This is a genomic window from Coleofasciculus sp. B1-GNL1-01 (assembly GCF_040220235.1).
In the GTDB taxonomy this organism is placed as follows: Bacteria; Cyanobacteriota; Cyanobacteriia; order Cyanobacteriales; family Coleofasciculaceae; genus Coleofasciculus.
In genome coordinates this window covers 46,410-53,822 of the sequence record NZ_JAVJTO010000050.1, presented here as the reverse complement: position 1 = coordinate 53,822, position 7,413 = coordinate 46,410, and the positions used below count along the sequence as shown (strand labels likewise).

The following is a 7,413-nucleotide window of genomic DNA, read 5'->3' as shown; positions in this document are numbered from 1 at the left end:
TGTCAATTTCTGTCAAGGGCGTTCTGACCAAACTCCCAGTCATTTTATCATCAGTGGACGCGGCGGAGTTCCGCCCACAATTTCTCAAGTCACGGGAACCGATAATGTGTGGGAAGATTTACGTCCGTTGACTCCCAGTAGTGATAACTCTCCGGCAAAAATTGAACCTGTAACCCAGACTCGTTCAACCCCAATCATTGAAGCCCAAGGCTTCCTAAAATTACCCGATGGAACAATTGTTCTCACCGCCCAAGCGCCTAATGTTACTCCTCATCCGGGTTGGCAAAATCCGATACATTGTCAGAGTGCGGTTGAGTGATAAGTGGGGGATAATGAGGAGATTGAGTTGATGAGTATCGAGGGTATATTTTTTAACGCAGAGGTTCGCAGAGGTTTACGCAGAGGGCGCAGAGGGATTGAGTGGTGGGGAGGTGAGGGGTTGATGGTTCGGAAATAAATAGGAGGTGGATGATTGATGACGTTTATTAATCCGAAAACCGATTTTGCCTTTAAGAAGATTTTTGGGTCGAAGAAAAGTAAGGAAATTTTGATTAGTTTCCTGAATGCCATTCTGTATCAAGAACAGGAGATGATTCAAGACCTAGAAATCCTTGACCCTTATCAATCGCCTCGCATCCAGGGAATTAAGGATTCCTATTTAGATGTGAAAGCCGTCATCACCGGAAACAAAACCGTCATCATTGAAATGCAGGTACTTAATGTTTTAGGCTTTGAAAAACGAGTCCTGTATAATGCCGCTGAAGCCTTTTCAATTCAACTGGGAGTTGGGGAAGATTACAACCTCTTAAATCCGGTGATTGCCTTAACCATTACTGACTTTGAGATGTTCGCCAACAGTGCCAAAGTCATCTCTCGCTATTGCCTCAAGCAGAAAGAAACCTTAACCGATTATACCGATGATATTGAATTAGTCTTTGTCGAATTACCCAAATTCAATAAAACCTTGGAGGAATCAGAAACCTTAACCGATAAATGGCTCTACTTTCTCAAATTTGCCAACACCTTAAAAGACGTGCCGCCGCCAATGGCAACGATTCCCGCCATGAAACAGGCATTTACTATCGCCAGACAGAGTAAACTAACCAAGCGAGAGTTAGAAGCCCTAGAGAAGCGAGAGCTATTTATTCACGATAGTCAAAATGCGATTCGTAAAGCCAAACTGGAAGGAAAAGAGGAAGGTATGAACGAAAAAGCAAATGCCATTGCCCGTGAACTCCTTGATGTTTTAGATGTTGAAACAATCAGTCAAAAAACCGGATTAAGCATTGCCGAAATTCAAGACTTAACCTAAATGTCAGTTCCCCTTCTCCCTTGATGGGAGAAGGGGTTAGGGGATGAGGGTGAAAACCTTACCAGTCATGCTTTTTACCTTAAATTGACACTAATAAAGACGTGCGCCCCATCCAGGATTGAGTTAAATCGATGCACTTCCCAAACAACAAACAACAAATGACAAAGGACAAATGACGAATGACTAATAACAATCGCCATCTACTCATTGGATTTATTCTCGGATTATTCCTATTCATCGGTATCCCCCCTGTCTTATCCCAACTGGATACAATTACCCCCCCTATCCAATCCGCCGCCCAATCTATAACCCAAGGGAGAACCTATTACGCCGCCAAAGAGTATCAACAAGCCATTCACTTCTGGCGACAAGCCGCCCAAGGCTACGAAACCCAAGGGGATACCCTGCATCAAGCCCAAGCCTTGAGTTATCTCTCCTTAGCCTATCAAAAACTGCACCAATGGACAGACGCCGACGCCGCCATCACAGCCAGTCTGACTCTATTAGATACCGTAGCAGAATCAACAGAGCGATCGCGCCTTTATGCTCAAGCCCTGAATCACCAAGGTCGTCTAGAATTAGCCTTAGGGCGGGCGGAATCTGCATTAGCCACCTGGAAGCAAGCCACGCAAATCTATCAGCAACTCGATGATGACATCGGCGTCACAGGTAGCCGATTCAACCAAGCCCAAGCCATGGAAGCTTTGGGATTCTATCGTCGCGCCTGTCAGATTTCCCTGCAAGCCCTCCAGGTAGACAATCATTGCAACTTATCTGAGTCAGGCGAATTAGACGCCGCCGTTAACACCTTTACCCAGCACTCTCAACCCGCATTTACCGTTGTCGGGTTACGCCATCTAGGAAATGTTCTCCGCCTGGTTGGACATTGGCAAGAGTCAAACCTTATGTTACACCAAGCCTTAGACTTAGCCGCACAAATCGACTCCCCATCCAACCAAAGTGCTACATTATTCAGTTTAGGTAAAACCCAATACGCCTTATACCGTCAAGCCAAAGACTTATGGGAGAGAAGTAATATAATCGAAAATCGCGACAAAGCCAAAGAATTGGCAAGGGATGCATTAAACTCCTATCAGCAAGCCGCCGCCATCAACACCGACTCCACCACCCTACCCCTAGAAGTCCAACTACATCGACTCCATTTATTAATCGACTTTCAACAGTGGTTACAAACCCTAGCCAAAACCGATACAACCGCAAACCCCGCCGAATTTACCCCTCAAATAAAATCCCAAGTTGAAACATTACTCAACAGTCCCCTTGCCAACTTACCGCCCAGTAAAATCGCCATTTATAGCCAACTCACCTTTGCCCAAGAATTACTGCAATTACCCCAATATGACCCAAACTTTAGTCATGCCCTAAATTATAGCCAAACCGCATTTAACCAGGCAAAATCCCTGCAAAACAAACGGGCAGAATCTGAAGCCCTGGGCACCTTAGGTCACATTTACGAACACAATCACCAATGGAAAGATGCCCAAGACTTAACCCATCAAGCCCTCGGTTTAGCCCAATCCCTTGACACCGAAGACTTAGCCTATAAATGGTTATGGCAATCGGGACGAATTTATTGGCAACAACAGCAAAAAGAAAACGCCATTCACGCCTATAACACCTCAATCAACGTACTTAATTCCGTGCGGCGGAACTTATTAGCCATCAACCCTGGCGTGCAGTTTTCCTTCTTAGACGATGTGCGACCCATTTATCAAGAATTCCTGCAAATCCTACTCCAACCCGACGCCAATCTTGACCATCTCCGCCAAGCCACACGCATCAGCGAAGCCCTACAACTGGCTGAACTCGAAGACTTTCTCCGCTGTAGCTTTACCAACTTAGTCTCCATTGACCAAAGTGAAAATCCCCCCGATGCAATTATTTATCCCATTTTACTCGAAGACCGCCTCGAAGTTCTAGTTAAATTGCCCCAATCTGAATCATCTCCGGCAAACGTTTATCGGTATACAACCCAAGTTTCTGCTAAAGACTTTAGCCAAACCCTCTACGACTTACGCCACCAATTAGACGACTACCAAAATCCAGTCAACACCCTCATTTTACCCTCTGCCCAAAAACTCTATAACTGGTTACTAAAATCAGCGCAAGCAGACTTACCCAAAACCGGAACTCTAGTCTTTGTACTGGATAGCACCCTACAAAATCTCCCCCTTTCCATTCTCCACGATGGTCAGCATTACTTAATCGAAACCTATAACATTACCGTTAGCCTCGGGTCACAATTTCCCAACCTTAAACCCTTATCCCCAAGCAATTGGCAAGGGCTACTAGCCGGAATTCATAAACAAGCCGATAGTTACCCACCCCAATTACCCCCCTTATCCAGTGTCTGGGAGGAACTACATCAGATTCATAATACTGTCCCCAGCCAACTTCTAGAAAACGAACAATTTACCCAAACCAACTTCCTAAACCGACTGATTGACCATCCATTTTCCGTAATTCATCTAGCCACCCACGGCGAATTTAGTTCAGATGCAACCAAAACCGTCATCTACGCTTGGGACAAGGAAATACCCGTAGAAAAATTTGGTCAACTCCTGCAACAGAGAGAACAAACTCGCAGCGAACCGATTCAATTATTAGTCCTCAGCGCCTGTCAAACAGCCTCTGGAGATCAACGCGCCGCCCTAGGATTAGCCGGAGTCGCCTTAAGAACAAATGCTAGTAGTACCGTCGCTAGTTTATGGCGAGTTAGTGATAATTCTACCGCCCAATTAATGAACGAATTCTACCAGCAATTAAATCAAGGCATTCCCAAAGCCGAAGCCCTAGCCAACGCGCAACGAAAACTTCTAACGAATCCCGATAATCCATCCCATAAACATCCTTACTATTGGGCAGCATTCATCCTCGCCGGAAACTGGTTTTAATCGTTCGTAGTAAGGGAACCTTAGCCTGTAAAAATGTTGGGTTTTCTACGTAAACCCAACCGACAATCAACTTATCATAGTCAAAATGTACTGGCGTGACCGGGTTAAAATAGGACTTTGTTTGTAGTAAGCACTTTAGTGCTTTAACGCCTAGCTGGAGAGGGCTAAAGCCCTCACTACGAACCAAATCTATTTCACCAAATTAGCTGGGTCAGTCCACTACGTCAGCTACGTCAGCATTTGAGTCTATGACAAATCAATTTAATCGCTGCATCGCTTTTTCTATGTTCTCAATCCGCTGTTCAGCACCAATTGCCTCATATCCCACCTTAGCTTCTTGATACCAAAGCCGCGCCTCTTCATAATTATTATCCATTTCATAAACTTCGCCTAAAAACTGGGCTACTTGCGGAGTCAATTCAGCATTATTTAACTGCTGATAATGGCTGTATGCTGCCGTTAACACCTCAACAGCTTGCGGTAATTTTTCCTGCGCCACAAAGGATCTCGCCAGTCCAATTTGCGCCTGGGCAAGTCCGGCAATATCTTGACGACTTCTTGCCAAATCTAGGGATTCTTGATAAACTAATTCTGCTACTCTCGGTAACTCCAATCGATTATATAAATTCCCCAGACTCTGATAAACCTCTAAATTTTGGCGATTTTTTTCAATCGCGTCTGTTAGCGTTTGAATCGCCAGAGTCATCAAGTCATAATCTTGGTAAACTTGGGCAAGTTGTAAAGCCATTTCATCTGCACTCAGATTCTGCTGGCGAATCTCTTCCACCTCAGCCATAACAGATTCAGCTTGGCTGGATGTCATCAGTCTAAACATCGATTTCCCCGCCTTTCCATCCGCCTCAACCATTAATTCATAATTAATCCCAGGAGTTAATGGAGATTGATTAGCCGGATAGGAAATTTCGGTGTCTCGCACATTCGGTAATTCCCAGACAGTTTCCCCCGATCGCAACAAACGCACGGTATACTCTTGAGTATCGGCTAGCGGTGTCCAAGACAAGGTAGGTTGAGGATTTAGCAGCGAACCTCTGGGGGGAGTGATAACCCGAATATCCGTAAAACCACTGCGACGAGGGAAACGACAAGGACCATTTTCTGGGCAGATTGGCTTGGGGTTTTGGGTATCCGCGATCGCACGTTGCCAAACAATGCTTTCGATTCCCATTGCTAGAGCAAATGCGACGAGTAAGGAAAATAATACCTTAGGCTTCATATTAACACAAAAGCACGGTAGCAGCACAAAACATTAATATCATTGTATAGACATTAATGGCTACATTGCTATCACTATTGCTTGTATTAACAAAATTGTTGCTTGTCTGAACAAAATCGTAGGGTGCGTTAGCGCAGCGTAACGCACCGTTGTTCTGTAGAATTACTGTGAATTTAAATATTCCTGGGCTTCACCTTGCCAAGTTTGAACTTCGGGCAATCCTCTCGACTCAAATTCAAGGCAGTTTTTCCAGGAAATCAGTGCATTTTTCTCATCGCCTTGTTTTTGCTGTACTTGGGCGAGTAAGCAGTGTGGCGCAGCTTGGGTTTCATCTAGAGTAATAGCAGCTTGCAAATAGTTCTCGGCTTGCTGATAGTTAGCTTTTTGTCTAAATGCCCAGCCGATATTTTTGTAGAGTACGGATTGGAGACTATTTTTTTCGGTCTGATCTAAATCCAGGGTTTCTGTACGCTTCAATGCCTTGAATAGCAGATTAATCGCTAAGTCATAATTCAACTTTTTCCAGATTTGCAGACGGGCGAAATTGTTCGTAGCATCAATACCGACATAACCGTTATCTTGCATGGCACGTTTATATTCAGCCAGCGCCTGTTCAAGGTCAAATTTTTCGATGTCTTTGTGGGGTATTTCTAACTCGTAAAGTACTCCTAAATTGTAGTGAAGTGTTGCCCTTGTTTCAGCGTCTGGCTTTAGTTGTAAAGCTTGGATGAATTGTTCTTTAGCACATTTAAAGTCTTCTTGATAATTACAAATCAGTCCTAAGTCACTACGCGCTATGGCACTATTAGGATTAATTTTAACCGCTCGTTCCAGATTTAATCTAGCTTGCTCTAAGCGAAGTTCCATGAGATCTTCTCGTCCCTGTTTAAAATAATACTGAAATCGCCAAGGTTGTGAGACATGATATCCGCCAATTCCCATGATTCCTAGAGTAATAATAGTGGCAATTCCTTTAGGCGATCGCACCCAGCAACCCAACCCCCGCAACCACAAACTGACGCGGGTTAACCCCTGCGCGATCGCTTTCACATCTTGGGGACGATTCACCGCCGCATCCGCCATCAAATCATCGATAAACTCTGCCAAAGGTTTAGAGATTTGCGGTGCTTTATCTTGCCAAATTAACTGACCTGTTTTAGGATTGACAGGTAAGCAACTGGGCGGTTTATTCGTGAGTAAATAAACCAACGTGCGTCCCAAAGCATAAAAATCAGACTGAGGCAAACATTTACCCTGAATTTGCTCCGGTGCGGTGTATCCTTCTGATATAATCTTAGTTAGTTCAACATCGCCCCGAAGTTTAGCCAAGTACGTCTCGGTAATCTCCCGCACACTACCAAAATCAATCAATACCAATCTGCCATCCGGCTTCAGGATAATATTACTGGGTTTAATATCCCGATGAAAGAATTGGTTTTGGTGCAAGTAATCAATAATCTCCAGAAGTTGTCTCAGCCAGTTGAGCGCTAATGATTGAGAAATCGCCCCATACTGTTTTGCCCAGGCTTCTAAATTCTGTCCCTCAATTTTTTCCAGAACTAGGCAGTGTAATTCTGTGTTATTATTAACAGTAACCGTAAAATACCCATCACTCTCAACTTTCGGAATTCCTGGATGATTTAACAGTTCCAGCGTCAAAGCTTCCCGTTCAAACAGTTCAACTAATTTGGCATGATTATCTTTGAGAACCTTCATCACTTTCCCGGTTCCCTGATCATCCACCTCAAAGATATCGGTATATTTCCGCGAATCTAATCGACGTAGGGGTTGAATCAACCGATATCGGTCATGAATCAATAGTGGAGTACCGCAGGTTTGGCAACACTCCAATTCATCGGGATTTTGACGCTGTTGACAGTGGGGATTAATACAGTAAATCACATAGTTATTAAGGGTAGGAGGGTAAACCTGTAGAGACGTTGCATGCAACG

At 44.3% G+C, this 7,413-nt stretch carries 4 protein-coding genes and 1 pseudogene; 3 read left to right on the top strand and 2 right to left on the bottom strand.

Annotation, left to right across the window (positions count from 1 at the left end; all coding sequences use genetic code 11):
- The 3 genes and pseudogenes from RID53_RS12210 to RID53_RS12200 form a co-directional block, all read left to right on the top strand.
- Positions 1–319: pseudogene (locus tag RID53_RS12210) on the top strand (hypothetical protein); the annotation flags it as partial.
- 156 nt (positions 320–475) lie between these two features.
- Positions 476–1,312 carry an Rpn family recombination-promoting nuclease/putative transposase gene (locus RID53_RS12205; protein ID WP_446388363.1) on the top strand — a complete coding sequence of 279 codons (837 nt, stop codon included), beginning with the start codon at positions 476–478 and terminating at the stop codon, positions 1,310–1,312.
- Positions 1,313–1,491: 179 nt separating this feature from the next.
- Entirely contained in the window at positions 1,492–4,227 is a 2,736-nt protein-coding gene (locus RID53_RS12200; protein WP_446388362.1) for a CHAT domain-containing protein, read from the top strand.
- Positions 4,228–4,483: 256 nt separating this feature from the next.
- Here RID53_RS12200 and RID53_RS12195 read toward each other — a convergent pair whose 3' ends face one another.
- Complete coding sequence (locus tag RID53_RS12195) at positions 4,484–5,461, bottom strand: tetratricopeptide repeat protein (protein WP_446388361.1); 978 nt, start codon at positions 5,459–5,461, stop codon at positions 4,484–4,486.
- A 162-nt stretch (positions 5,462–5,623) separates the two neighbouring features.
- Positions 5,624–7,411, bottom strand: a complete 1,788-nt coding sequence (locus RID53_RS12190) for a protein kinase domain-containing protein (protein WP_446388360.1) — start codon at positions 7,409–7,411, stop codon at positions 5,624–5,626.
- Positions 7,412–7,413 lie beyond the last annotated feature (2 nt).

Coding starts and splice junctions, on each gene's coding strand:
- RID53_RS12205 (WP_446388363.1), top strand. CDS start 476: ATGACGTTTATTAATCCGAAAACCGATTTTGCCTTTAAGAAGATTTTT.
- RID53_RS12200 (WP_446388362.1), top strand. CDS start 1,492: ATGACTAATAACAATCGCCATCTACTCATTGGATTTATTCTCGGATTA.
- RID53_RS12195 (WP_446388361.1), bottom strand. CDS start 5,461: ATGAAGCCTAAGGTATTATTTTCCTTACTCGTCGCATTTGCTCTAGCA.